This is a genomic window from Micromonospora sp. NPDC050795, from assembly GCF_044456785.1.
GTDB lineage: Bacteria > Actinomycetota > Actinomycetes > Mycobacteriales > Micromonosporaceae > Micromonospora.
On record NZ_JBITGE010000003.1, the window covers coordinates 1 to 24,590 of the forward strand.

The 24,590-nt window shown below is 72.3% G+C and carries 21 protein-coding genes and 1 riboswitch; of the genes, 9 read left to right on the forward strand and 12 right to left on the reverse strand.

Annotation, left to right across the window (positions count from 1 at the left end; all coding sequences use genetic code 11):
- Window positions 1–91: 91 nt before the first annotated feature.
- On the reverse strand, window positions 92–1,408 hold the full coding sequence (locus ACIBEF_RS03630) for an AI-2E family transporter (protein ID WP_396791265.1): 1,317 nt from the start codon (window positions 1,406–1,408) through the stop codon (window positions 92–94).
- A 153-nt stretch (window positions 1,409–1,561) separates the two neighbouring features.
- Here ACIBEF_RS03630 and ACIBEF_RS03635 point away from each other — a divergent pair, with 153 nt between their 5' ends.
- The gene (locus tag ACIBEF_RS03635; RefSeq protein WP_091402887.1) at window positions 1,562–1,900 is read left to right on the forward strand and encodes a co-chaperone GroES; all 339 of its coding nucleotides are present in this window, start codon (window positions 1,562–1,564) and stop codon (window positions 1,898–1,900) included.
- A 93-nt stretch (window positions 1,901–1,993) separates the two neighbouring features.
- Complete coding sequence (locus tag ACIBEF_RS03640) at window positions 1,994–2,161, forward strand: hypothetical protein (RefSeq protein WP_167337262.1); 168 nt, start codon at window positions 1,994–1,996, stop codon at window positions 2,159–2,161.
- Window positions 2,162–2,449: 288 nt separating this feature from the next.
- Here ACIBEF_RS03640 and ACIBEF_RS03645 read toward each other — a convergent pair whose 3' ends face one another.
- Entirely contained in the window at window positions 2,450–3,940 is a 1,491-nt protein-coding gene (locus tag ACIBEF_RS03645) for a PrsW family intramembrane metalloprotease (RefSeq protein ID WP_396790863.1), read from the reverse strand.
- A 23-nt stretch (window positions 3,941–3,963) separates the two neighbouring features.
- Window positions 3,964–4,084: riboswitch (SAM riboswitch) on the forward strand.
- Window positions 4,085–4,130: 46 nt separating this feature from the next.
- Here ACIBEF_RS03645 and ACIBEF_RS03650 point away from each other — a divergent pair.
- Window positions 4,131–5,390, forward strand: a complete 1,260-nt coding sequence (locus tag ACIBEF_RS03650; protein WP_396790865.1) for an aminotransferase class V-fold PLP-dependent enzyme — start codon at window positions 4,131–4,133, stop codon at window positions 5,388–5,390.
- A 24-nt stretch (window positions 5,391–5,414) separates the two neighbouring features.
- On the opposite strand, the gene ACIBEF_RS03655 is transcribed toward ACIBEF_RS03650, so the two are convergent.
- Window positions 5,415–6,650 carry an FUSC family protein gene (locus tag ACIBEF_RS03655; protein ID WP_396790867.1) on the reverse strand — a complete coding sequence of 412 codons (1,236 nt, stop codon included), beginning with the start codon at window positions 6,648–6,650 and terminating at the stop codon, window positions 5,415–5,417.
- A 106-nt stretch (window positions 6,651–6,756) separates the two neighbouring features.
- Between ACIBEF_RS03655 and ACIBEF_RS03660 the strand changes: the two genes are divergently transcribed.
- Window positions 6,757–7,413, forward strand: a complete 657-nt coding sequence (locus ACIBEF_RS03660; RefSeq protein WP_396790869.1) for a metal-dependent phosphohydrolase — start codon at window positions 6,757–6,759, stop codon at window positions 7,411–7,413.
- On the opposite strand, the gene ACIBEF_RS03665 is transcribed toward ACIBEF_RS03660, so the two are convergent.
- Window positions 7,385–7,669 (reverse strand): DUF4031 domain-containing protein, encoded by a 285-nt coding sequence (locus ACIBEF_RS03665; protein ID WP_396790871.1) that lies wholly within the window; start codon window positions 7,667–7,669, stop codon window positions 7,385–7,387. The two genes, ACIBEF_RS03660 and ACIBEF_RS03665, sit on opposite strands and share 29 nt — an antisense overlap.
- Before the next feature lie 67 nt (window positions 7,670–7,736).
- Between ACIBEF_RS03665 and ACIBEF_RS03670 the strand changes: the two genes are divergently transcribed.
- Window positions 7,737–9,137: an FAD-binding oxidoreductase gene (locus tag ACIBEF_RS03670; protein WP_396790873.1), complete on the forward strand. Its 1,401-nt coding sequence runs from the start codon at window positions 7,737–7,739 to the stop codon at window positions 9,135–9,137.
- A 10-nt stretch (window positions 9,138–9,147) separates the two neighbouring features.
- Here the strand turns inward: ACIBEF_RS03670 and ACIBEF_RS03675 are convergent, their stop codons facing one another.
- Both ACIBEF_RS03675 and ACIBEF_RS03680 read right to left on the reverse strand, forming a co-directional pair.
- The gene (locus ACIBEF_RS03675; RefSeq protein ID WP_396790875.1) at window positions 9,148–9,648 is read right to left on the reverse strand and encodes a hypothetical protein; all 501 of its coding nucleotides are present in this window, start codon (window positions 9,646–9,648) and stop codon (window positions 9,148–9,150) included.
- A gap of 124 nt (window positions 9,649–9,772) precedes the next feature.
- On the reverse strand, window positions 9,773–11,638 hold the full coding sequence (locus ACIBEF_RS03680; RefSeq protein WP_396791267.1) for a glycerol-3-phosphate dehydrogenase/oxidase: 1,866 nt from the start codon (window positions 11,636–11,638) through the stop codon (window positions 9,773–9,775).
- A 200-nt stretch (window positions 11,639–11,838) separates the two neighbouring features.
- On the opposite strand from ACIBEF_RS03680, the gene ACIBEF_RS03685 reads away from it, so the two are divergent.
- The 3 genes from ACIBEF_RS03685 to ACIBEF_RS03695 all read left to right on the forward strand — a co-directional run bounded on the left by ACIBEF_RS03685 (window position 11,839) and on the right by ACIBEF_RS03695 (window position 15,798).
- Window positions 11,839–14,475, forward strand: coding sequence for a S8 family serine peptidase (locus ACIBEF_RS03685; RefSeq protein WP_396790877.1), 2,637 nt, complete (start codon window positions 11,839–11,841; stop codon window positions 14,473–14,475).
- A gap of 57 nt (window positions 14,476–14,532) precedes the next feature.
- Window positions 14,533–15,471 carry a GNAT family N-acetyltransferase gene (locus ACIBEF_RS03690; RefSeq protein ID WP_396790879.1) on the forward strand — a complete coding sequence of 313 codons (939 nt, stop codon included), beginning with the start codon at window positions 14,533–14,535 and terminating at the stop codon, window positions 15,469–15,471.
- 78 nt (window positions 15,472–15,549) lie between these two features.
- Window positions 15,550–15,798: a hypothetical protein gene (locus tag ACIBEF_RS03695; protein WP_396790881.1), complete on the forward strand. Its 249-nt coding sequence runs from the start codon at window positions 15,550–15,552 to the stop codon at window positions 15,796–15,798.
- A gap of 56 nt (window positions 15,799–15,854) precedes the next feature.
- Here ACIBEF_RS03695 and groL read toward each other — a convergent pair whose 3' ends face one another.
- From groL to ACIBEF_RS03710, 3 genes are all read right to left on the reverse strand, one after another.
- The gene (gene groL / locus ACIBEF_RS03700) at window positions 15,855–17,477 is read right to left on the reverse strand and encodes a chaperonin GroEL (RefSeq protein ID WP_396790883.1); all 1,623 of its coding nucleotides are present in this window, start codon (window positions 17,475–17,477) and stop codon (window positions 15,855–15,857) included.
- 272 nt (window positions 17,478–17,749) lie between these two features.
- Window positions 17,750–18,913 (reverse strand): hypothetical protein, encoded by a 1,164-nt coding sequence (locus ACIBEF_RS03705; protein ID WP_396790885.1) that lies wholly within the window; start codon window positions 18,911–18,913, stop codon window positions 17,750–17,752.
- Between the two features lie 95 nt (window positions 18,914–19,008).
- Entirely contained in the window at window positions 19,009–19,212 is a 204-nt protein-coding gene (locus tag ACIBEF_RS03710) for a cold-shock protein (protein WP_355005844.1), read from the reverse strand.
- A gap of 325 nt (window positions 19,213–19,537) precedes the next feature.
- Between ACIBEF_RS03710 and ACIBEF_RS03715 the strand changes: the two genes are divergently transcribed.
- Window positions 19,538–20,068, forward strand: coding sequence for a GNAT family N-acetyltransferase (locus ACIBEF_RS03715; RefSeq protein ID WP_357194005.1), 531 nt, complete (start codon window positions 19,538–19,540; stop codon window positions 20,066–20,068).
- 174 nt (window positions 20,069–20,242) lie between these two features.
- Here ACIBEF_RS03715 and paaN read toward each other — a convergent pair whose 3' ends face one another.
- The 3 genes from paaN to thrC all read right to left on the reverse strand — a co-directional run bounded on the left by paaN (window position 20,243) and on the right by thrC (window position 24,588).
- Window positions 20,243–21,916: a phenylacetic acid degradation protein PaaN gene (gene paaN, locus ACIBEF_RS03720; protein ID WP_396790888.1), complete on the reverse strand. Its 1,674-nt coding sequence runs from the start codon at window positions 21,914–21,916 to the stop codon at window positions 20,243–20,245.
- A 100-nt stretch (window positions 21,917–22,016) separates the two neighbouring features.
- Window positions 22,017–23,036: a GNAT family N-acetyltransferase gene (locus tag ACIBEF_RS03725; RefSeq protein ID WP_396790890.1), complete on the reverse strand. Its 1,020-nt coding sequence runs from the start codon at window positions 23,034–23,036 to the stop codon at window positions 22,017–22,019.
- 265 nt (window positions 23,037–23,301) lie between these two features.
- Window positions 23,302–24,588: a threonine synthase gene (gene thrC / locus ACIBEF_RS03730; protein ID WP_396790892.1), complete on the reverse strand. Its 1,287-nt coding sequence runs from the start codon at window positions 24,586–24,588 to the stop codon at window positions 23,302–23,304.
- Window positions 24,589–24,590 lie beyond the last annotated feature (2 nt).

The window sequence follows — 24,590 nt, forward strand, 5'->3', positions numbered from 1 at the left end:
AGCGGCGCCAGCACAGCCCACTCATGGTTCGTCAGATCGCCTCGTGCCACACAGGCCTAACGAGCGAGATTCATGATCCGCGAGACAGAACCTAGGGGGCCTGGGAGGCGACGACCACGGCGTCGGGCGGGGTGTCCGGCACCCTGCGGGCGGCGAGCCGGCGGACCGCGGTGTTCAGCACCGCGATGAGCGGCACGGAGACCAGCGCGCCGGTGATGCCGGCGAGGACGACACCCGCAGCGATACCGATGATCACCGCGAGCGGGTGCAGTGCAACCGCTCGGCCCATGATCAGCGGCTGGAGCACGTGCCCCTCGATTTGTTGCACGCCGATCACCGCGCCCAGGATGATCAACGCGGTGACCGGGCCGCTGTCGACGAGGGCCACCAGCACCGCCACGCCGCCGGAGAGCGCCGCACCGACGATCGGGATGAACGCGCCGAGGAAGACCAGCGCGGCCAGCGGGAAGGCGAACGGGATGTCGAAGGCGACCAGGAAGATGCCGATGCCGACCGCGTCGATGAAGGCGACAAGCACTGTCGCGCGGACGTAGGCGACAAGCGTCTGCCAGGAGGCGCGGCCGGCGTCGTCGACTTTCCACCGGGCGGCCACCGGCAGCAGCCGGACCAGGAACCGCCAGATCCGGTTGCCGTCGCGCAGGAAGAAGAACGTCGCGAAGAGCACCAGCAGCGTGCCGGTCAGGACCTCGGCCAGCGTCGCGGCGGTGCTCAGCGCGCCGCTGGTGAACCTCGACGTGTTGTTGTTGATCCAGGCCTGCGCCTCGTCGATGTAGCGGTCGAGCTGAGTGTCGGAAAGGTGCAGCGGGCCCGTCTTCAGCCAGTTCTGGATCTGCCGGACGCCCTCCGAGGACTTCTCGCTCAGCTCCGGTACGCCACGGATGAACTCGTTGACCACCAGCGTCAACGTGCCGATCACCGCGGCCAGGCCGCCGACCAGCACCACCGCCGTCGCCAGCGACCGGGGGAACCGGACCCGCAGCAGCCAGCCCACCGCAGGGGCGAGCAGCGCGGAGAGCAGCAGCGCGATGGCCAGCGGAATGATCACGATCTTGACCGTGCCGACGATCCGCAGCAGCGCCCAGGCCACCACGCCGATCACGATCAGTCGCCAACACCACGCGGCGGCGATCCGCAGCCCGTGCGGAACGTCGGCGTCGTCCCGGCTGGAGGTGGAGCTGTGGAGGTCCACCGGAGGTTCCGCGCCGTAGACAGTGGCGCTCGGCGGCGCGGACGGCCCCGGCACGGCCGGCGACGCCACCCGGGCCGCCTCCGACGCGTCGTTCAACGCGTCACTCGGAACGCCCTCGTCGGCACTCGCCGACTCCTGTCGTGACTGGTAGGCGCGGCGAAGCCGCCCGCGTACCCGCTCGAAGCGGCTCAAGCGCACCTCCTGGCAGAGAACCCGGCCCGCCGACGGCGACAGGTCGGACAGCATACGTCCGTTCGCGACACCGCAGGGCGGTTCCACCACACAATGCCCCGACCACCTCCGGCGTAACCACCGGCCGACCACCGTCGGCCACACGGTAGCGTCTGCGACGTGACCGCCGACAACGATCTCGACGCCGGCCTGCCGATCCGCCTGCTGCACGACCGCGTGCTGGTGCGGATGGAGGGCAGCGAGGGCGAACGCCGCTCCACCGCTGGCATCGTCATTCCGGCGACCGCAGCGGTCGGCAAGCGCCTCGCCTGGGCCACCGCGGTCGGGGTGGGGCCGAACGTGCGCGCCATCGTCTCCGGCGACCGGGTGCTCTTCGACCCGGACGAGCGCTCCGAGGTCGAGCTGCACGGCCGCGGTTACGTGCTGCTGCGGGAGCGGGACGTGCACGCCGTCGCCGCCGAGCGGATCGAGAACGACTCGACCGGCCTCTACCTCTGACGCACCTCCCCCGGTCACCAGGCCCCGTCGCGCACCGTTTGCCCAGCCGCACGACGGGAAGCCATCCGGCGACCGTGGCCCTGGGGAGGGACGATGCCGGTATTCGTGAAGAAGCTCTTGACCTGGGGCAGTGTCGCGTTCCTGATCTACTTCATGGCCTTCCGGCCGGACGGCGCCGCGCAGATGTTCCGGGCGATCGGCGCCGCGCTGATCGCAATGTTCCAGGGCCTCGGCGACTTCCTCACCTCGCTGATGACCTGAAGCGACGCCACGCCACGCCGATGCCACGCCACGCCACGCCACGCCGATCATGGAGTTGTGGTGCTGGGACAAAGTCCACAAGTAGCACCAAGTCAGGCACCACGACTCCATGATCGACCGGAGCCGGCCCGCGATCTTGCACTTACTGTCCCGGCATAGAGGGCATTCCACGCTCTTCGACGACCGAAACTGCAAGATCGGCGGGGGCAGGGCGGGGCAGGGGCGGGCGCGGGCAGGGCCGGGCTTGCCGGGGTCTGCCCTGCTTTGGTTGGGCGGTTGTCGGCGGTGTCAGGGGTGCGTTGGGGGCCAGGGGGAGGCCGGGCGCAGGCCGGGCCGGCCAGGCGGGGCGTAACCCATCGGAGCCGGGGCGGGAGTCAGCACCACCGGGATCGGCACCACCGGCTCGTCCGGCGCGTCCACCGCACGTTCGGTGCCGTCCGGGAAGCGCAGGTGGTAGCGGCTGCCGTCCCAGACCCCCGCCGGGGCCTGCGGGTCCCGACCCACGAAGAACGACCGGTATCCGGTGATCGCGTCCAGCAGTTCCCGCTCCTCGCGGGCGGTCCGCTCCTGGTCGGCGGGTTTGCGGTCCAGGCCGCGCAGGGCCCCGTCGCGCAGCAGGGCCAGTCGGGTGGCGGCGGACTGGTAGCCCCGCATCGCCCGCACCCCGGCGTCGCCGGCCACCCGCCGCGCCCAACTGCGGGCTGCGTGCCGCCGACCGAGACTGCTCAGGGCGGCCACCTCGGGCGGGCTGAGCCAGCCGGCGCGTACGTAGTCGGGCAGGACCCGCTCGGTGAGTCGCCCCTCCCAGGCGCGCAGCCACAGCGCCAGCCCCACGGTGCCGAAGAAGACCGGCACCATGAGGCCCAGGAAGCCGTACAGCATGATCATGGCCTCGCCGGTGGCCTGGGTCAGCGTGGGCAGCAGGTTCCACGTGCCGTGCAGCATCATCGCCAGCAGCAGGCCGGCGATCGGGGCGAGCACCCGGATGCGCCGGTCCGCCGTCCGGGAGGCGATGCCCAACCCCACACCGGTCATCGAGGTGAAAAGGGGATGGGCGAACCCGAACAGCAGGATCCGCAGGATGAAGATCGCTATGACCTGCTGGATGCCGGTGGCCGGACCGTACCGGTCGGCGCCGGACGCATAGCCCAACCCACCCAGGTAGAGGATGTTCTCCACCATCGCGAAGCCGACTGCGGCGAGCCCGCAGTAGACCAGGCCGTCGGTGATCCCCGACCACTCGCGGCGGCGGAACACCAGCAGCAGGATCGGGCCCAGCGCCTTGGTCAGCTCTTCGATGAACGGCGCCACCAGCACCCCGGTGAGCGCCGACGGCAGGCCCCAGTCGGCGAAGCGGTTGGCCGCGAAGTCGTTCACGGTGAGTGAGGCGGCGGTGGAGACGAACGCCCCCCACGCGAAGCAGAAGATCAGATACTTCAACGGCTCCGGTTCGTACCGGTCCAGCCAGAGGAAGCAGCCGACCAGCACCGGCACCGGCAGAATGGCGGCGACCACCCCGATCAGCAGGGCCTGCGCACCGAGCGACTGGCCGAGCGTGAAGACCATGAAGACCGCGCACGCCGCGATCAACAGCACCACCCCGGCCAGCACCAGGAACCGCCGCCAGCCCAGTCGGCGCAGCGGCATTCGCGGCGTCTCACCCATGGGAGGGCCGGCGGGCGCGGGCGGGGCGGCGGGCGCAGGCGGCAGCGGTGAACCGGGCGGGGTGTCGGCCATGCGGTCAGCGTAGCCATCCGCCGCCGGCTGGTTCGGTCGCATCGGTAGCCGCTATGCTGCCGGCAGGTCACGAGCGCCAGCGTCAAGCCCCGGCTTGCTGGCCGGCAACCCTCGTCGAGTTCGCGGTGGGGTGCCCCGGGTGATGACCGGGCCCAGCCCGATCGGTGTGCTGGGCAAGCGCGGACCCCGTCCCGATGTCGCACCCGGGGTCCCTGACCCCGGAGGTTCCGGCGTGTCCGTCACTCTCGTACCCTCGCTGCCCAGCCTGCCCACCGTGCCGTCCGCGTCGCTCGACGTCCTCGGCGTGCCCGGCGAGATCAACCTGGACTACGCGGCCAGTGCGCCGTGCGCGCGGGCCGCCGCCGACGCGGTGGCCGAGCTGCTGCCCTGGTACGCCAGCGTGCATCGCGGAGCGGGAGCGCTGTCGCGGCGCTGCACCCTCGCGTACGAGCAGGCCCGGCAGACGATCGGCGACTTCTTCGGCGCTCGCGCCGACGATCACGTGATCTTCACCCGCAACACCACCGACGCGCTCAACCTGCTGGCGCGGGCCGTGCCGGCCGGCACCACCGTGGTCACGAACGCCTCCGAACACCACGCCAACCTGCTGCCCTGGCCGCGCGGGTCGGTGCGGCTGCCGGTGCCCAGCGACCCCGACGGGGCGGTTCGCGATCTCGCCGCCGCCCTCACCGAGCTGCGCCGGGGCAGCAGCCCGGCGTTGCCGGTGCTGGTAGCGGTGACCGGTGCGAGCAACGTGACGGGTGAGCGGTGGCCGGTGGCCGAACTGGCGCGGGTGGCGCACCGGCACGGTGCCCGGATCGTGCTCGACGCCGCACAGCTCGCCCCGCACGCCCCGGTCGACCTGCTCGCGCTCGACGTCGACTACCTGGCCGTGTCCGGCCACAAGCTGTACGCGCCGTTCGGCGCGGGCGTGCTGATCGGTCGCGCCGACTGGCTGGACGCCGCCCCGCCCTACCTGGCCGGCGGTGGTGCCACCAGCCACGTCGGGCCGGCCACCCACGACGTGACCTGGGCGACCGGCCCGGCCCGACACGAGGGCGGCACCCCGAATCTGCTCGGAGCGGTCGCGCTGGCGGCGGTGTGCCGGGCGCTCGACGAGGCGGACCGGGGCGCGCTGGCCGCCCACGAGCAGACCCTGCTGGCCCGGCTACGGACCGGCCTCGCCGCCCTGCCGCACGTCGTCGAGCTGCGCACCTTCGGCCCGGACGCGCCCCGGGTCGGCATCGTCTCGTTCGTGGTCGCCGGCTGGGACTCCACCGAGGTGGCCACCCGGCTGGCCGCCGAGCACCACATCGGCGTACGGGACGGGTTGTTCTGTGCCCACCCGCTGGCCCGGCGGCTGCTCGGCGAGGCGGCGGGGCGTACCGGCCGGCGGGACCTGCCGCCCACCGCGCTGCGGGCCAGCATCGGGTTGGGCAGCACGGCCGCCGAGGTGGACCGGCTGCTCGCGGCCCTGGCCGAGCTGGCCTGAGGCCCGCCCGGCGGTCGTTTCCGCTCAGCCGACCGGCGGGGCGGTGGGTGGCTTCGGCGTCTCGCCGGGCTCGGCGGGTTCACCGACCGGGCGCTCCTGCTCCCCGAAGGCGGTGCGGATCCACCGGTTCGCCTCCTCCTGCTCGATGCCGGTGGCGACCAGCAGGTCGCTCGCTGTCGTCCGGATCTGGGCGATCACCACGCTGCCCGAGAACCCCACCCCCGCGCCGTACGCCCGGCCGGCCTCGCTGACCGCCCGCAGCGACCGCTCCCGGGCCTCCTCCGGCTCCTCACCGGCGGCGAACTCGTGCTTGAGCAGCCGGACCGACTCGGCGAGGTGACCGATCGCGTCCGGCATCGGATCGGGTACCGGTTCCTTGTCCTCGACCAGCGTGACGGATCGGCGGATCAGGGTGCCGCTGTTGCGCATCGCCCGGTCGATCGGGTCGGCCGCCTCGGCGTAGTGGGTCAGTTCGTCGCGGCGGTGCCAGCGGGCCGGGGAGAGGGTGGCGGTCTCCTTCGCCCCCTCGATCGCCTCGCCCAGCGTGGCCAGCTCCTCCTTGTTGTTGCGCAGCCTCTCCAGTGCCGCCTGGATGGTGGCGCGGTCCCGGTTGCGCAGCCCGTCGGCGGTGGCGTCGAGCTGGGCGGCGAGCAGGTCCAGGGCGGGGCGGGCCGCCCGGTTGATCACCCGGAGTGGGTTCAGTGGCAGCAGCACCGCCGTGACCAGCAGCGCGATCCCACCGCCGAGGAACGCGTCGACGAAGCGGGGGATCTCCAGGTTCTGGGTCGACGGGCTCAACGTCACGATCAGCACCGCCGTGGCCGCCGCCTGGATGACGATGGCCACGCTCGCTCCGGCGAAGATGGTGAGCAGGATCGCCACGGTGACCACCAGGCCGAGCTGCCACGCCCCGGTGCCGAGCAGATAGATCAGGAGGTCGCCGACGGCCACCCCGACCCCCACCCCGACGATCAGCTCCACCGTCCGGCGGAACCGCTGACCGACCGACGCGGCCAGGGTGCCGACCGCGGAGATCGGCGCGAAGACCGGTTGCGGATTGCCGAGCACCTTGTGCGAGATCAAGTACGCGAGCCCGGCGGCGAGCCCGGCCTGCACCGCGAGTCCGCCGGCCATCCGTACCCGGTGCAGCCGATCGTGCAGGGTGGCCCGGCTGCGGTGGCGCAGTTGCTCGGTGGCCTCGGCGATCCGTGCGCCGTCGATGTCCACCAAACCGTCGCGCAGCGCGGTACGTCGCACCATGGGCTGTCGCTTGTCCCGGGCCACGGCCATGGGCGCGACTACCCGTGGTGGGCCCGCTGAACCCTCCCTACCCGCGCGTCACGGGCCGATGCGGCAGACTCGGGCGGTGGTTGATCTGTTGGACCGGTGGCGGGCGGTGGCCCGGGGTGCCGGCGCGAGGCCCGGCCCGGATACCACCAGGGCCGGCGAGCAGTTGATCGCCCGCTGGCGGGAGCCGCACCGGCACTACCACACGGTGGCCCACCTGACGGCGGTGCTCGACGTGGTGGACCAGCACGCAGACCTGGCCGCCCGGGCCGATGCGGTCCGGCTGGCGGCCTGGTTCCACGACGCGATCTACGACCCCCGCGCCGACGGCGATGCCAACGAACGGGACAGCGCCGCGCTGGCCGAGAGCGTGCTCACCGGGCTCGGGGTGCCGGCGCCCACGGTGGCCGAGGTGCGCCGGCTGGTGCTGCTCACCGCCGGGCACGCGGTGGCACCGGGCGACCGGGACGGCGTGCTGCTCTGCGACGCGGACCTGGCCGTGCTGGCCGCGCCGCCGGCGACCTACGAGCGTTACGCGGCTGCGATCCGCCGGGAGTACGCCCACGTGCCGGAGCCGGCCTTCCGGGCTGGGCGGGCCGCCGTGCTGACCGGCCTGCTGTCGCTGCCCGCGCTGTTCCGTTCGCCACCGCTGGCGAGCCGGTGGGAGGAGCCCGCCCGGGACAATGTGCGCCGCGAGCTGGCCACCCTCACCGCGGCACCGGAGAACGCGGGTTGACCAGGTGCTTCGGCCGACGCAGGTCGGCGGCGCGGAGCAACCGGACCAGCTCCCGGCTCGGCACCACCTGGGCACCGAGCCACACCGCCGCCGCGAACCGGTCCGCCGGGATGTCGTAGTGGTCCCGGTCGAAGCCGCGCCGGGGCGCGCCGAGCGTCTCGGCGAAGGCGTGCAGCTCGGCGTACGAGACGTCACTGATCAGGTGCGACCAGAGCCGACCGCGCCACGGCCAGGCGGGCCGGTCCAGGTAGAGCATGGTGCCACGTTAACCCGACCAGTCGATCATGTTGATGATCGACCGGTACCGCCCTAACCTCGGCTGCATGGCCCCCACCGCGCTCCTCGACGACCTGCGCGCCGCGCTCGGTGACGACGCCGTGCTCACCGACCCGGACCTGCTGCGCCTGCACCAGCGAGACGAGGCCGACCTGTGCGCCGCCGGCGTCCCGCTGGTGGTGACCCGCCCGCGCGACACCGAGCAGGTGGTCGCCGTGATCCAGGCGGCGGCGCGGCACGGCGTACCGGTGGTGCCGCAGGGCGCACGGACCGGGCTGGCCGGCGCGGCGAACGCGGTGGACGGCGCGGTGGTGCTCAGCACCGTCGCGATGAACGCGATCCGGGAGATCGACCCGGTGAGCCGGATCGCTGTGGTCCAACCGGGGGTGGTCAACGCGGCCCTGGCCGGGGCGGTGGCGAAACAGGGCCTCTGGTACCCGCCGGACCCCGGCTCCTGGGAGTCGTCCACGATCGGTGGCAACGTGGCCACCAACGCCGGCGGCATGTGCTGTGTGAAGTACGGAGTGACCACCGAGTACGTGCTCGGCCTGGAGGTGGTGCTCGCCTCCGGTGAGGTGCTGCGCACCGGCCGGCGTACGGCCAAGGGGGTGGCCGGCTACGACCTGACCCGACTGTTCGTCGGTTCGGAGGGCACCCTCGGCGTGATCACCGAGGTGACCGTGGCGCTGCGCCCCGCCCCGGCCGACTCACTGACCCTGGTGGCGGTCTTCGGATCCACCGCCACGGCCGGCGCGGCGGTGGCCGAGATCGCGGCTCGCGGGCTCACCCCCAGCCTGCTGGAGTTGCTGGACCAGACCCACCTGCGGGCGATCGAGGCGTACCAACCGATGGGGTTGCGGACCGACGCGCAGGCCCTGTTGCTGGCCGCCGCCGACACCGGCTCCCGGGCGGCGGACGACCTGGCCGTGCTGGCGGAGGTGTGCGAGTCCGTCGGCGCCGACGAGGTCTACGCGGCCACCGACGCGGTGGAGGCGGCGGCGCTGCTCCAGGCTCGCCGGCTGGCCCACCCGGCCATGGAGAAGTTCGCGGCGGACGCCTACCCGGGCGGCATCGGCGGTCTGGTGATCGACGACGTGGCGGTGCCGCGCGGCGCGCTCGCCGCGCTCCTGGACGGGGTCGCCCGGATCGCGGCCGAGTGTGAGGTGCCGATCGGCGTGGTGGGGCACGCCGGAGACGGCAACATGCACCCGAACATCGTTGTCGACCGGGCCGACCCGGCGAGCGTGGAGCGGGGTCGGCGGGCCTTCGACGAGATCATGCGGCTCGGCCTGGACCTGGGCGGCACGTGCACCGGCGAGCACGGGGTGGGGCTGCTCAAGCGGGACTGGCTGGCCCGGGAGATCGGGCCGGTCGGTGTCCGGGTGCATCAGGCGATCAAGGCGGCGCTCGACCCGGCCGGTCTGCTCAACCCGGGCAAGGTGCTCTGACCGGTTGCGGTCAGCCCTTGACCTCGGCCGGGGTCGCCTGGGTGAGCAGCAGCAGGATCTCCCCTCCGACCGGCGTGAGCTCCTCGCCCGGGCAGTCCTGCGAGGTGATCAGCCCGGCCGAGGTGATGAGGCTGGACGTCAGCGCGTCGATGCAGGTTGTCCGGTACCGCCGGGCCTGATCGGTCTCGTCGGCCAGCTTCGGGTTGGCGAGCAGCACCTGGAGCCGTTCGGTCAGCTCCGGTGCGAGGGTGCCCCGGGAGGTCACGCCGTCGCCGGCGCAGTCGACGCACTGCCACGCGCCGTTCCGTTCGACGCTCAGGGTGCGCATCGGCCCGTCCTCGCCGAGCCGCTGGAGCAGGCTGACCTGACCGGCGGCGACGGTGGTGGGGATCTCCAGCTGCGAGCCGCCACCCGCCGTGCCGGGGGTCGGTTGCGCCACCGGGGTGCTCGGCTTGTCACCGTCGAAGAGGGAGCACCCGGTCAGGGCACCGACGAGCGCGACGGCGAGCAAGGGTACGAGCAAACGAGGGCGCGCGCGGGCTAGCACGCGCGGAAACCTACCCCACCGTAGGTAGCGTCCGAAACCACCATCCGGGCCGGTATCGATGGTTACCCATCGGTAACGTCGCAATTCGTCATCGAGCGGACGAGCGCAGCTCCGCCTGGTTGTCGTCGCCCCGGTCGGCCGCGTAACCCCTGACGTCCGGAGCGCCGAGGCGGGCCGCGTCCGCCGTCGCGTCGTCCGGCATCAACTGCGACTGCCGCTCCGCCTCCACCCGAACCCGGTAGTGCTCGACCTCGCGCGCCCGAGTGGCCGCGTCCCAACCGAGCACCGCCCCCATCAACTCGGCGGTGTGCTCCGCCGACTCCAGCCCCCGGTGGCTGGTCTCGAACGAGATGCGGGTCCGCCGGGTCAGCACGTCCTCCAGGTGCAGCGCGCCCTCGGCCCGCGCCGCGTACGCGACCTCGGCCGCCAGATACTCCGGAGCACCGGCCAGCGGGGACGCCAGCAGAGGATCGGCGTCGACGAGCGCCAGCAGGTCCAGGGTGAGGGTGCCGTACCGCTCCAGCAGGTGCTCCACCACGCCCACCGGCACGCCGTGCCGGCGGGCCAGGTCGGCCCGGTCCCGCCACATGGCCGGGTAGCCGTCGGCGCCGAGCAGCGGCAGGTCGGCGGTACGCGACGAGCGGGCGCCACCGAGTCGGCGAGCGGCCCGGTCGACCACGTCGGACGCCATCACCCGGTACGTCGTGTACTTGCCGCCGGCGACCAGCAGCAGCCCGAGCATCGGCTCGAAGACCGCGTGCTCCCGGGAGAGCTTCGAGGTCGAGTCGGCCTCGCCGGCCAGCAGCGGGCGCAGCCCGGCGTACACCCCCTCGATGTCGGCGGTGGTCAGCGGCCGTTCCAGCACGGTGTTGACCTGCTGGAGGAGGTAGTCGATGTCGCGGGCCGAGGCGGCCGGGTGGGAACGGTCCAGCCGCCAGTCGGTGTCCGTGGTGCCGATGATCCAGTGCCCGCCCCACGGGATGACGAAGAGCACCGAACTCGCCGTACGCAGGATGAGCCCCGTCTCGCCGGTGATCGCCGAACGGGGCACCACCAGGTGCACCCCCTTGGAGGCGCGCACCCGGATGCCGGGCCGCAGGCCGACGTCGTTCAGCATCCGGGACATGTCGTCGCTCCACACGCCGGTGGCGGCGATGACGGTGCGGGCCTGCACCTCGAACTCCGCGTCCGGCGAGCCCGGTGGCACCTCCAGGTCCCGGACGCGGACGCCGGTCACCTCGCGGGCCTGCCGGATCAACCCGACGGCGCGGGCACTGCTCACCACTGTGGCGCCGAGGCTGGCAGCGGTGCGGGCCAGTGTGACAACCAGCCGGGCGTCGTCGACCTGCCCGTCGTAGTAGCGGATCGCCCCGGCCAGCGCGTCGGCCCGCAGACTCGGGAAGATCCGCCGCGCGCCCTCCCGGGTCAGGTGACGGTGCAGGGGCATTCCCCGACCCCCGCCGAAGAGCCCGGCGAAGGCGTCGTACGCGGCCACCCCGGCGCCGTAGTACGAGCGCCGGAAGACCCGGGTCGGCAGGTCCCGCAGGCCCCGGCCGGCCGGCAGCGGCACCATGATCGGCACCGGGCGTACCAGGTGCGGCGCGAGCCGGGTGGCCAGCAGGCCGCGCTCGGTGAGCGCCTCGTGGACCAGGTGGAACTCCAACTGCTCCAGATACCGCAGGCCACCGTGGATGAGTTTGCTGGACCGGCTGGAGGTCCCGGCGGCAAGGTCACGTGCCTCGACCAGCGCCACCTTCAGGCCACGGGACGCAGCGTCCAGGGCGGCACCGGCTCCGGTCACCCCGCCCCCGATGACCAGCACGTCGAAGCGTTCGGCACGCAGTCGACGCAGGTCGGACGCACGGCGGACCGGTGAGAGCTGACCGGCGACGGATCGGGAGACATTCGGGTCGCGCACCTGTCCACCGTAACCGCCGAGCCACCGTGTCGACATTCGCCGCCCGCCCCGCACCGCGCCCACCTGCCCCGGAGCGCTCGACACGTCCCGCCACCCGATCCCGGCCGACCCATCGCAGATCTTGGACAGTTTCCGTCATCGCGTGACGGAAACTGTCCAAGATCTGCACGGTTCCTCGACGCCTCGGAACCCGACGGTGGGGTCGAAGCCCTTCCTCGTAGTCGTAAGGTTCTCGGATGCAAGGTCAACCTGCGTACCAGGGCCCCAGCTACCGCAGTCCCCCGTGGCCGGTGGTCGCGGCCGTGCTGGTCGGCTGCTGGACGGTTGCGGTCACCGTGGGCACCCAGACCGGAGGCTGGCTCACCGATCAGGTGCTGCTGGGCTTCGGACGGGACCGGCTCGGCTGGCTGTGGCCGGTGCTCGGCCTGGCCACCGTCGTGCTGGCCGGCACGCCCGCCCTCCTGCTGGCCATGCTGCCCCGGTCGGGCGCGGTCCGGGCCACCGGGCGGGCCTGGTTGATCGGGGCGATCGCGCTCGGTGTGCTCACACTGCTGCGGGCCGTGCCACCGGTGCACCATGAGGCGTACCTCGCCGCGCTGGCCGGCGTCGCGTCGCTCGGCGCGCTCGCCGTGCGCTGGTCGGCCCGCCGGTCGGCGTACCCCGGACTGGTCGGCTCGGTCGGCGGCCCGGCACCCACCGGAGGCCGCGACACCACGCGGCCCGAGGCCACCGCAGGCGGCGACGCCACGCCACCCGAGGCCGCCGGAGACAGCGCCGCCGAACGGCCCGAAGCCGCCGGAGACAGCGCCGCCGAACGGCCCGAAGCCGCCGGAGACAGCGACGCCACGCGGCCCGCGGCCACCGGAGGCGCGGAGTCGGTCGGACGGCGCGTGCGCCGTACCGGCCCGGTGCCGCTACTCGCGGTGGCCGCCGGGTTGGCGCTGCTGCTGCCGTGGGCCTGGCTGGGCGCGCTCGGCGGCCTCCTGGAGACCGTTCTCGCGCTGGTGGCGGCCGCCGCGCTCGGGGTGCTCGCCGCGACTCTGCTGGACGCCCCCTTCTGGGCCCGGTTCGCGGTTGGGCGACCACTCCGGCCCGCTCGGCTGGTGCTGGTCGGCGGTCTGGTCGCCGGGGTGGCGCTGCTGTTGCTCGCGGCCGGGACCGGGCAGTCCGGCGCGCAGTTGCCCGCGCTGCTGACCCTGCCGCCGGTGGGTTTCGCGCTGGCCGCGCTCTGGGCCGCGACCTTGCGGCCCACCGCCCACCCGGCTGAGGCCGCGCGCGCCGGCCGAGCGGCGACCGGCTGGCTCGTGGGCCTGGCCGCGCTCGGCCCGCTGGCCTTCACCGACCCGGAAGAGATCAGCCTGCTGCTGGTCGGCACCCGGGACATCCCGTTCTGGGTGGCAGCCGCCGCCGGCGTCGGGCTCGCCGTCGCGGTCCTGGTCGCCATCGGGTACGCGGTGCTGCTCGCCCGGCCGACGGCACGCACCCCGAGCAGGCGGGTCGCCGCGGTGGCGGCCGTGGTGCTGCTGGTGGCGTTCGGGGCGGTCGACCTCGGCCCCGGCCAGCCGGGCCTGTACGGCGAGCGGCTGTTCGTGGTGCTGCGTACGCAGGCCGACCTGAACGGTCTCCCGGCCGCCGCGCCGGGCCGGGCCGGACGGGACGCCCGCGCGGCGGAGGTCTACCGGCGGCTGGTGACGACCGCCGAGCAGAGCCAGGGCTACCTGCTCCGGGGGTTGAACCGGTTGCGGCTCGATCCGGTGTCGTACTACCTGGTCAACGCCGTCGAGGTGGACGGCGGCCCGGCGGTGCGGGCCTGGCTCGCCCGCCGACCGGAGGTGGCGCGGGTGCTGGTCAGCCAGCGCCTGCGACCGTTGCCGGCCCCGGCCGGGCAGAGCCGGGGCACCCTGCCCAAGCCCACCGGCCCGGAGTGGAACATCCGTCAGATCGGCGCCGACCGGGTGTGGTCCCAACTCCGGGTCACCGGCGCGGGCATCGTGGTCGGCAGCTCCGACTCGGGGGTGGACGGCGGCCATCCAGCCCTACGCGCCGGGTTCCGTGGTGGGGACGACTCCTGGTTCGACCCGTGGGACGACACCCGGAGCCCAACCGACAAGGGCGGGCACGGCACCCACACGGTGGGCAGCGCGGTCGGGCGGGACGGCATCGGGGTGGCCCCGGACGCGCAGTGGGTGGGCTGCGTGAACCTCGACCGCAACCTCGGCAGCCCCGCGCGCTACCTGGACTGTCTCCAGTTCATGATGGCGCCCTTCCCGGCCGGCGGCGACCCGTTCACCGACGGCCGTCCGGAGCGCGCCCCGCAGGTGCTGACCAACTCGTGGGGCTGCCCGCCCATCGAGGGTTGCGACCAGCGCGTTCTGCGGCCGGCCACCGCCGCGCTCGACGCCGCCGGGATCTTCGTGGTCGTCGCGGCCGGTAACACCGGCCCGTGGTGCGCGTCGATCGACGATCCGCCCGCCCCGTACCCGGACGTGCTGACAGTGGGCGCGGTGGACGCCCAGCGGCGCGTCGCCGAGTTCTCCTCGCGCGGGCCGGTGCCGGGCGGCTCGGGTAAACCGGACGTGCTGGCACCGGGGGTGGGTGTGGTGTCGGCCATGCCGGGCGGCACGTACGCCGAGCTGGACGGCACGTCGATGGCGACCCCGCAGGTGGCCGGGGTGGTCGCCCTGATGTGGTCGGCGAATCCGGCGCTGGTCGGCGACGTGACCCGGACCCGGCAGATCCTGCGGGACACCGCCACGGAGGTGACGCCCACCTATCGCTCCGACAGTCCCTCCGACGCCTGCGGCGCTCCGGCGAACGTCACCGGCGCCGGCCAGGTCGACGCCTACGCCGCCGTTCGCGCCGCCCAGGGGTGACCGTCGCCCCACGGGCGGGGGTGCGGCTCGACATCCGGTGATCTAGGGTCGGCGACCATGGACGCCGAGATCACCGTCACCGAGCTGACCGCCGACCTGGTCACCAGCGTCGTACAGCTCTGCCAGCAGGCGCTCGACCTGCCCGAGGACTCCGCCGAGGCGGCTTCCATCGTGGACGTGCTCTGGACCCGGGCCGCCGCCGCCGACCGGCCCGTGGTCGGGCTGGGCGCGTACCGAGGTGCGGACCTGGTGGGGGTGCTGATCTGCTCGGTGTCGTCGGTCGAGCCGGGGATCGGGCACGTCGACCTGGTCGCGGTCCTTGCGGATCAGCGGCGTCGGGGCGTCGGCCGGGCGCTGCTCCAGCGGGCCGAGCGGGTGCTCGCCGACCGTGGGGCGACCGAGGTGCTGCTGGCCGGGAACCCGCCGTACTACGCGTGGCCGGGAATCGACGTCCGCTACACGCCGGCGGTCTGCGCCGCCCTCGCGCTCGGCTACCAGCAGGACCGGACCGCGTGGAACATGACCGCGGACCTGTCGTACGACGGGTCGCCGGCACTGCGGTCCACCGAGGCCACGGAGCGGCGGCTGGCCGACCAGGGTGTCACGGTACGCCGGGCGGAGCCGGCGGATCTTCCGGCGCTGACCGCGTTCGCCCGGTCCACCTTCGGCGGAACGTGGGACGGCGAGCTGGCCGGTTCGGTGGGGCGCGCCGACGCCGGTTGCCACCTGGCGGAGCGCGACGGCGAGGTGCTCGGCTTCGCCGCGTACGGGTCGTCCCGGCCGAGTTGGTTCGGGCCGATGGGCACCGCACCGGCCGCGGAGGGGTCGGGCATCGGTGGGGTGCTGTTGCGGCGCTGCCTGCGCGACCAGCGGGCGGCGGGGCTGGACCGGGCACAGATCGGCTGGGTAGGACCGGTGCCGTTCTACTCGGGCAGCGCGGGTGCGCGGATCGAGCGGGTCTTCTTCCTGTATCGGCGGACCCTGTCCGGGGGATAACCGGGGCAAACAGGACATAGATCCATTCGCCCGCATCGGCCAACGACGCCCCCTACCGTTTCGGTAGAGGAGGCAGCCATGACCACGGATGACAACCAGACCGAGGACGGCCCGCCGATCACCTGGAAGCCGGTGGGTGAACTCCCCGGCCAACTGCCGTTCGACCGGCTCGACTACGGCGACGCCGAGCAACTGGCCGAGATGACCACCGACGGCGAGCCGCCGGCGGCCGAGGAGTCGCAGGAGATGGTGGACGCGCCGATCCAGTTGCTTCCGCCGTACAACCGGGCACAGAAGCGGCGCAACCAGCGCCGACTGCCGACCTGACGACGAACGGGGCGGACCGCGTCAGCGGCCCGCCCCGTTCGGTGTCGGAACTGGACTCAGAAGTCCATGTCCCCGCCACCCGGGCCAGCCGGGGCAGCCGGGGTCTTCTCCGGCTTGTCCGCGACAACAGCCTCGGTGGTGAGGAAGAGCGCCGCGATGGAAGCGGCGTTCTGCAGCGCCGAACGCGTCACCTTGGCCGGGTCGATGATGCCCGCGGCCAGCAGGTCGACGTACTCGCCGTTGGCGGCGTTCAGACCGTGACCCGCTTCGAGGTTACGGACCTTCTCCACCACGACGCCGCCCTCAAGGCCGGCGTTGACGGCGATCTGCCGCAGCGGGGCGTCCAGCGCGACCTTGACGATGTTCGCACCGGTCGCCTCGTCGCCGACCAGGTCGAGCTTGTCGAAGGCGGTCTTGCCGGCCTGCACCAGCGCGACGCCACCACCCGGGACGATGCCCTCCTCGACGGCCGCCTTCGCGTTGCGAACGGCGTCCTCGATGCGGTGCTTGCGCTCCTTGAGCTCGACCTCGGTGGCCGCGCCGACCTTGATGACCGCGACGCCGCCGGCCAGCTTGGCCAGCCGCTCCTGCAGCTTCTCGCGGTCGTAGTCGGAGTCGCTCTTGTCGATCTCGGCCCGGATCTGGTTGACCCGGCCCTGGATCTGCTCGGCGTCACCGGCACCGTCGACGATGGTGGTCTCGTCCTTGGTCACCACGACCTTGCGGGCGCGGCCCAGCATGTCGATGCTGGCGGCGTCGAGCTTGAGGCCGACCTCCTCGCTGATGACCTGGCCACCGGCGAGGATGGCGATGTCGGTCAGCATGGCCTTGCGGCGGTCACCGAAGCCCGGCGCCTTGACGGCGACCGACTTGAAGGTGCCACGGACCTTGTTGACCACCAGGGTGGCGAGGGCCTCGCCCTCCAGGTCCTCGGCGATGATCAGCAGCGGCTTGCCCGACTGCATGACCTTCTCCAGGATCGGGAGCAGGTCCTTCACCGACGAGATCTTGCTGTTGGCGATCAGGATGTACGGGTCGTCGAAGACGGCCTCCATACGCTCCGGGTCGGTCATGAAGTAGGCCGAGATGTAGCCCTTGTCGAAGCGCATACCCTCGGTGAGCTCCAGCTCCAGCCCGAAGGTGTTGCTCTCCTCGACGGTGATGACGCCTTCCTTGCCGACCTTGTCCATCGCCTCGGCGATGATCTCGCCGACGGTGCTGTCGCCAGCGGAGATGGAGGCGGTGGAGGCGATCTGCTCCTTGGTCTCGACGTCCTTGGCGAGCTTGGACAGCTCCTCCGAGACGCTCGCGACCGCGGCCTCGATGCCCCGCTTCAGGGCCATCGGGTTGGCGCCGGCGGCCACGTTGCGCAGGCCCTCGCGAACCAGGGCCTGGGCCAGGACGGTCGCCGTCGTCGTGCCGTCACCGGCAACGTCGTCGGTCTTCTTGGCGACCTCCTTGACCAGCTCAGCGCCGATCTTCTCGTACGGGTCCTCGAGCTCGATCTCCTTGGCGATGCTCACACCATCGTTGGTGATGGTGGGGGCACCCCACTTCTTCTCGAGCACGACGTTGCGGCCCTTGGGGCCGAGGGTCACCTTTACGGCGTCGGCGAGCTGGTTCATGCCCCGCTCGAGGCCGCGGCGAGCCTCTTCGTCGAAAGCGATCATCTTGGCCATACGGCGTTGTCCTCCTGGACACTCACGGGCCACCCGAGATGTGTGCCCCGGATGGGCCGCCTGGTGTGCGCACCTAGGGACGTCGCCACCTGGCGACGACGACGTCCTTCGGCCGGGCCGGATAGCCCGCGACGACCGGCCATGTGCTGCCCCGGTGTCTCCACACCGGCACAACCTGGCCCCACCGTCCCGACCGTTGGCACTCACGGTATGCGAGTGCCAATGACTTGTTTAGCACTCTCCCCTGCCGAGTGCAAGCACGATGCCGCCGCTCAGCCGAGTTCCGCGGCCAGTCCAGCGCTGTTCACCGGCGCCTCATGGGCACGCTGCTCGACGTACGTCACCAGCAGACCGATCATCTGCGCGAGATGGGCCGGCAGGGCCAGCACGGCGGTGATCCCGATCACCACCACCGCCCCGGCTGCGGTACCCGCCGAGGAGAACGGGTCCGTTCCGAGCGCGCCGGTGCCGATCCCTTCCACGCCACCGGGGATCAGCGTGCCGACGATCACCGCCCCGGCCACCAGGGCCACCCGTCCGAGCAGCAGGCCGAGTCGGTCGTGGAACATCCGGAACGATCGACCGATCGGGTTGTGCCGTTCGAAGAGATAGACCGGGCCGGCCATGCTCAACGCGAAGGCCAGGTAGATGCCCGGCAGCACGCAGAAGCAGACACCGACGCCGATGAGCAGACTGACCAGCAGGGTCCACGCCCACAGCCCGAGTGCCCGACGCAGGCCGTAGCGCAGCGCGGACTCCAGGCTGGCCGGCTGACCGGCCGCCTGCTGGGTGATCACCCAGGTGCCGGCGGCCCACCCGACGGCCTGCACCAACCCGACGACGAGGCTGCCACCGAGCAGCAGGACCAGGAGGCTCAGTAGTTCGGCGACGAAATTGTCCGGCAGCGCGGGGGTCGACGTCGACCCGGCCTGGGCGGCCCACTTCGCCGACGGGTCCAGCCCGAGGGAGACCACCGAGAGCACCGCCGCGGGCAGCACCTGGGTGAGCAGCATGATCGGCACCAACTGCCGCCAGCCGCGGCGCAGCGCTCCCCCGCACCGGTTGAACCAGCCGCCGATACCCGCGCCGGGTGGCGTGACCAGGGCGTCGTTCGGGTCGGACCCGTAACCGGGCGGGTACCAGCCGACCGGCGGCCCCGGGTACCACGGCTGGCCGCCGTAGGGACCCGACCCGGGCGGGTAGCCCCCGGTGGGCGGGAACGCCCAGCCCTGCGGTGGCGGGGCCGCACCCCAGGCACCCTGGGCGGGATCCCAGCCGGGCGGCGGACCGGCGGGGCCGGAGACCGGGCCGGCCGGGGACGTGCCGGGCCCCCAGCCGGGCGGCGGGCCGGCGTGGCCGGGGCTGCCGGCGGGCGAGGACGGGTCCGGCTCCCCCGACCCGGAGGACGGAGTGTGCGGGGGTGGCTGGTCGGTCATGAACGCTCCTCAGCATCGGCTGGAACGGTTCACGATCTTCCCGGGTGCGCGCCCCTGCCGCAGCCCCGACTCACGGGGCCGATCGGCCAGGAAACTCAGTCAATGACGCGTACGTGCTCTGCCTGTGGGCCCTTCTGGCCCTGGGTGATCTCGAACTCGACCCGCTGACCGTCGTCCAGCGCCTTGTAACCGTCCATCTCGATCGCGGAGAAGTGGACGAAAACGTCCTGCCCGCCGTCGACGGCGATGAAGCCGTAGCCCTTTTCGGCGTTGAACCACTTCACGGAGCCCTGTGCCACTGTGCACTTCCCTCACTCTGCCCGGCGTTGCCTGACTCGGCGCACGGCACGGCCGGACGCCTCGGACCACCGACTAAGCGATCGACGACCGCCATTGAAGAAGGTGACCGAAATCGCACGCTACACGAGGACTGACGGCCGCGCACGGCCACAAAACAGACACACTCCGAGGCGTACCGACGGCGCTGATCGGCCGGGTTCCCGAGCCGCCGGATTCGCCCGCGTCATTGCGAAATGGAAAGACGGTCGCCGGGCGGCCCCGCGATGACGGCGATCGGGCCCAGCTCGTGAAACGCCGCCCCTGCCCTGTGGTAGGCATGCGGACATGACCACCGACATGGGCCCCCCGGCAGTGCGGCTCGCGGAGATCCGCCGGGTCCGGCCGGAGGACGCCGCCCGGATGCGGGCGCTGCGCCTGGAGATGCTGGCCGACGCGCCGTTGGCCTTCCTGGAGACCCTCGCGGACGCGGCGGCCCGACCGCACAACGAGTTCGCCGCCCGGGTCGCGTACACCTCGGCCGGTGCCGGTAACGCGCAGTTCGTCGCCGACCCGGGCGGTCGGCTGGTCGGGCACGCCGGTGGTACGACCCACCCGAACGAACCGGGACTGACCGTGATCTACGCCGTGTACGTCACGCCGACCTGGCGCGGTAGTGGCCTGCTCGGCGAGCTGATCGACGGGGTGGCCGCCTGGTCGCGGGCCTGCGGCCGGCCGGAACTGCTGCTGGAGGTGGTGGTCGGCAACGACCGCGCCTACCGCGCCTACCAGCGCCTGGGCTTCAAGGACACCGGGGTACGGGTCCCCCACCCGAACATCCCAGCCCTGACCGAGCTACAGATGCGCCGAACAGCCTAAAACCAGGAACTCATCCCAGGGCAGAACCACCCTGATGCCCTGCAAAAAACCGGAAGCGTAAGCGACAACCGTGTCCACGTCAGGGTTTCCGGGGCAGCCCGACCCGCGCAGGGATCAAGCCTGACCGCCCGAAGCGGGTCGGGCTGCCCCGGAAACCCCCACCGCAACTAAAGATCAAACATGCCGCCGCGACTGCACGATCCGGAACCGGTTCGCCACGTAAGCCCCGTCGGTCAGCGCCGAGTTGGCCGCCGCGTTGGCTCCACTGCCGTGGAAGTCGGAGAACGCCGCCGACTGGTTCACGAAGACACCGCCGGTGAGGTTGCAGGACAGGTGCACCCCGACCTCGACCGCCACCGCCTCGGTTGCGTCCAGCACTGCCTCGTCGGTCGAGTAGACACCGGCGGTGAGCGCGCCCTTCTCGCCGACCGTCCGGCGCAGCAGCTCCAGGCTGTGCGTGGTCGAGTCGGTCGCGATGGCGAACGAGATCGGCCCGAACCATTCCCGGCCGTACGTCTCCGAGTCGTCCGCGGTCAGCTTCACGATCGTCGGCGTACGCACCACCGCGTCGGGGTACGACGGGTGGGCCACGGCCCGCGACTCCAGCACCGGCTCGCCGACCTTGGTCACCTCGGCCAGCCGCTCCAGAACCCCGTCGTTGACGATGGCACCGGTCAGCTCCACACCCCGGGCCGGGTCGGCGGTGAGCTTGCCGACGGCGGCGGCGATCCCGCCGGCCACCTCGTCGAAGCTCTTGTGCCCCTGGTCGGTCTCGATGCCCCCGGCCGGGATGAGGATGTTCTGTGAGGTGGTGCACATCTGCCCGCTGTAGAGGGTCAGCGTGAACCCCAGGTTGCGGCACATGCCGGCGAAGTCGTCGGTGGAGTCGACGACGACGGTGTTCAGGCCGGCCTTCTCGGTGTAGACCGATGCCTGCCGGGCGTGCGTCTCCAGCCAGTCGCCGTACTCGGTGGAGCCCGTGAAGTCGACGATCCGGATGGCCTGGTGCAGGGCCAGATCGCTGGCGAGCTTCTCACCGGGCGCCTCGGCCGCCAGCAGGATCAGGTTCGGGTCGAACCCGGCCTCGGCGAGCACCTCCCGGGCGTACTTCACGGTGATGGCCAGCGGCAGCACCGCGCGCGGGTGCGGCTTGACGATCACCGGGTTGCCGGTGACCAGCGAGGCGAACAGCCCGGGGTACGAGTTCCAGGTCGGGAAGGTGTTGCAGCCGATCACCAGCGCCACCCCACGCGGCACCACGTGGAACGTCTTGGTCATCCGCAGCGGGTCACCCTTGCCGGCGGCCTTCTCCCAGCCCGCCCTGCCCGGGTGGCGGGTCATCTCGGCGTACGCGTACGCCAACGCCTCCAGCGCCCGGTCCAGCGCGTGCGCGCCACCGGCCTGGAAGGCCATCACGAACGCCTGCCCGCTGGTGAACTGCACAGCGTTGGCCAGCTCGAAGATGTGCTTGTGCAGCCGGTCGAGGATCTCCAGGCAGACGCCCACCCGGGCCTGCGGGCCGGCGTCGCGCCACGCCGGGAGCGCGGCGGAGGCGGCGTCGACCAGATCACCGGGGCCGGCGTGCGGGTAACGCACCGCCAACTCCACCCCGAACGGGCTCGTCTCGGTGGCGACCCGAACGCCCGTGCCGGGCTGGTCGAGCGGGAAGTCACCACCGAGGTACGCCTCGAAGGCGGCCTTACCGTCGGCGGCGGCGGTCTCGCCGTACACCCGGGGGCTGGGGGATTCGGGATAGGCGGACCAGTAGCCCCGCTCCGTGATCGCGGTCAGCGCACGGTTGAGGGTGTCGGCGTGCCTGTCGTACAGGGGATGCGGGGTCTCCGTCATGCCCGCCATCATGCCTGAGTCACGTCCGGGAGCAGTAGCGCGAATGCCCGGCAGCGGTCCATGCCTGAGTCACGTCCGCGAGCAGTAGCGCCGATACCCGTCAGAGGGTGAGCTGCCAGTCGGTCCACCGGTCCACCGGGCGGAAGCCGAGCTGTTCGTTGATCGACACCATGTAGCTGTTGCTGGCCGCGTTGAAAGTGTCGATCACCTGTACCGCCGGCTCGTGGGTCAGCAGGTGGTGCAGGTTCTCCGCCTTGGCGACGAGGCCGAGCCGGTGCCCACGGTGGGCCGGGTCGACGATGGTGATCTGCTGGAACGCGTGCCAGTCGGCGGCAGCGCCCACGTCCAGCAGGGTCCAGGCGACCAGCCGGCCGGACGCCTCGTGTCGCATCCCGAGGTGGTAGCGCCGCCGGCCCCGGGCGTCCAGCGCCCGTTCGTTGCCGCGGATCCGCTCGGCGTCCACCTGCTCCGGTTCCCACTGCACGTCGCCCATGGGCGCGTCCATCAGCAACCGGCCGTCCAGGTAGGCGATGTCGCCGACGTACTCCTGCGGGGTGGAGCCCTGCCAGCAGACCGAGTGATAGCCCTTGGCTCGGGGTTGTGCCTCGGCGAGCGCCGCCCGCAACGCGACCCGGTCGATGTCGCCGACGTCGAGCCGTCGGCGGACCTCGGCGAGAGCGGGCTGGGCTCCGGTCGCGGCGGCGAACGCGTCACCGGCCACGCTTCGGGCCGGCCCGCCGGGCAGCGCGGAGACGGTCATCGCCACCACCCGCTTGCGGCCGTGCTCGCGGAGCAGGCGCAGCCCGTACTCGTGCAGGGCCCGGCCCACGCCCCGCCGCCGCAGCTGCGGATGCACCACCAGCTCGGCGGTGGCGTTGTCGGTGTTGTCGAGCTGCGGCAGGTCCAGTTGGAGGTAGCCGGCCGGCACGCCGTCCAGACGGGCCAGCGCCCAGAGCGACCGGGTACCGGGCATCGGCGTGTGGAACAGCGCGTCGAAGCGGCGACGGCAGGAGGGCGGGAAGTCCGGCAGATCGGCGTCGTTGGCCGCCGACCCGATCCGGTACGCCTCGTCGACCGACGTCCGGTCGGCGCCGTCGAACGACGCGATGGTGATGCTCATGCCGGTGAGCCTGCACCGTACAAAAGCGATCGGGCCAGCGAATTACTCGCTGGCCCGATCGAACGTGGTCGGGAGGGACACTCGCACAACGCCTCCGGCGTTGGGTCGCAAGAACTTCAAAAGTCTTCGGCGAAATGCCCTCCCGCACGGAGCATCTTGCGCCGTCCGGTTCCTGCCGTCAAGTCCGTAGCGGCGGGTTTTCCACACTCACAGCGAAAACCCAGTTACCGATTGATCCACTCGGCCCGGGTGCCGGGCGGGCCGTTCAGCCCAGGAGGCCGGCGTCGCGGGCGGCGCGCAGCGAGGGCTTGATGTGGTGGGTCGGCCCGACCTGGCCGGCCACCGCGTCGATGGTCTTCAGACCCTCGCCGGTGTTGAACACGACGGTCTCGGCCGTCGGGTCGAGCCGACCGGACTCGACCAGCTTGCGCAGCACCGCCACGGTGACCCCACCGGCGGTTTCCGCGAAGACCCCGGTGGTACGGGCCAGATCGCGGATGCCCGCGCGGATCTCGTCGTCGTCGACGTACTCCATCCAGCCGCCGGTGCGGCGGACCGCCTCCAGGGCGTAGAGGCCGGCCGCCGGGTCGCCGATGTTGAGTGACTTGGCGATGCCGGTGGGCTTGACCGGGACGATCGTGTCGGTCTCGCCGTGCAGTGCGACGGCGATCGGGTTGCAGCCGGCGGACTGCGCCCCGAAGACCTTCCAGCCGTCGGCGGGCGCCTCGACCAGGCCGATCTCCACCAGCTCGGAGAACGCCTTGTCAATCTTGGTGAGCAGCTCGCCGCTGGCCATCGGGATGACCACCTGCGCCGGGATCCGCCAGCCGAGCTGCTCGGCCACCTCGTAGCCGAGGGTCTTGGAGCCCTCCGCGTAGTACGGCCGGACGTTCACGTTGACGAACGCGGTGTCCTCGAACTCGTCGGTCTCCACCAGCTCACCGCAGAGCCGGTTGACGTCGTCGTACGAGCCGTCGATGGCGACCAGCTCGCCGCCGTAGACGGCGGTGTTGATGACCTTGCCCTGTTCCAGGTCGCTGGGGATGAAGACCACCGAGGGCACCCCGGCGCGGGCGGCGTGGGCGGCCACCGAGTTGGCCAGGTTGCCCGTTGACGCGCAGGCGAACCGGCTGAAGCCGAGGGCCTTGGCGGCGGTGAGCGCCACCGAGACGACCCGGTCCTTGAACGAGTGGGTGGGGTTGGCGCTGTCGTCCTTGACCCAGAGCGGCGCGGTGATGCCCAGCTCGGCGGCGAGGTGCGGGGCCGCCACCAGTGGGGTCAGGCCCGGGTCGAGGGTCACCCGGGTGGCCGGGTCCTGACCGGCGGGAAGCAGGGCGGCGTACCGCCAGATGTTGTTCGGGCCGGCCTCGATCTGCTCGCGGGTGACGGTGGCCAGCGCGGCGGTGTCGTAGTCGACTTCCAGCGGGCCGAAACACTCGTAACAGGCGTGCTGGGCGGCGAGCGGGTAGCGGGCCGAGCAGGCACGGCAGACCAGGGCGCGGGCGGGGCTGGCAGCGGTGTCGATGCCGGAGGCGACGAGCGTCGACGTCATGT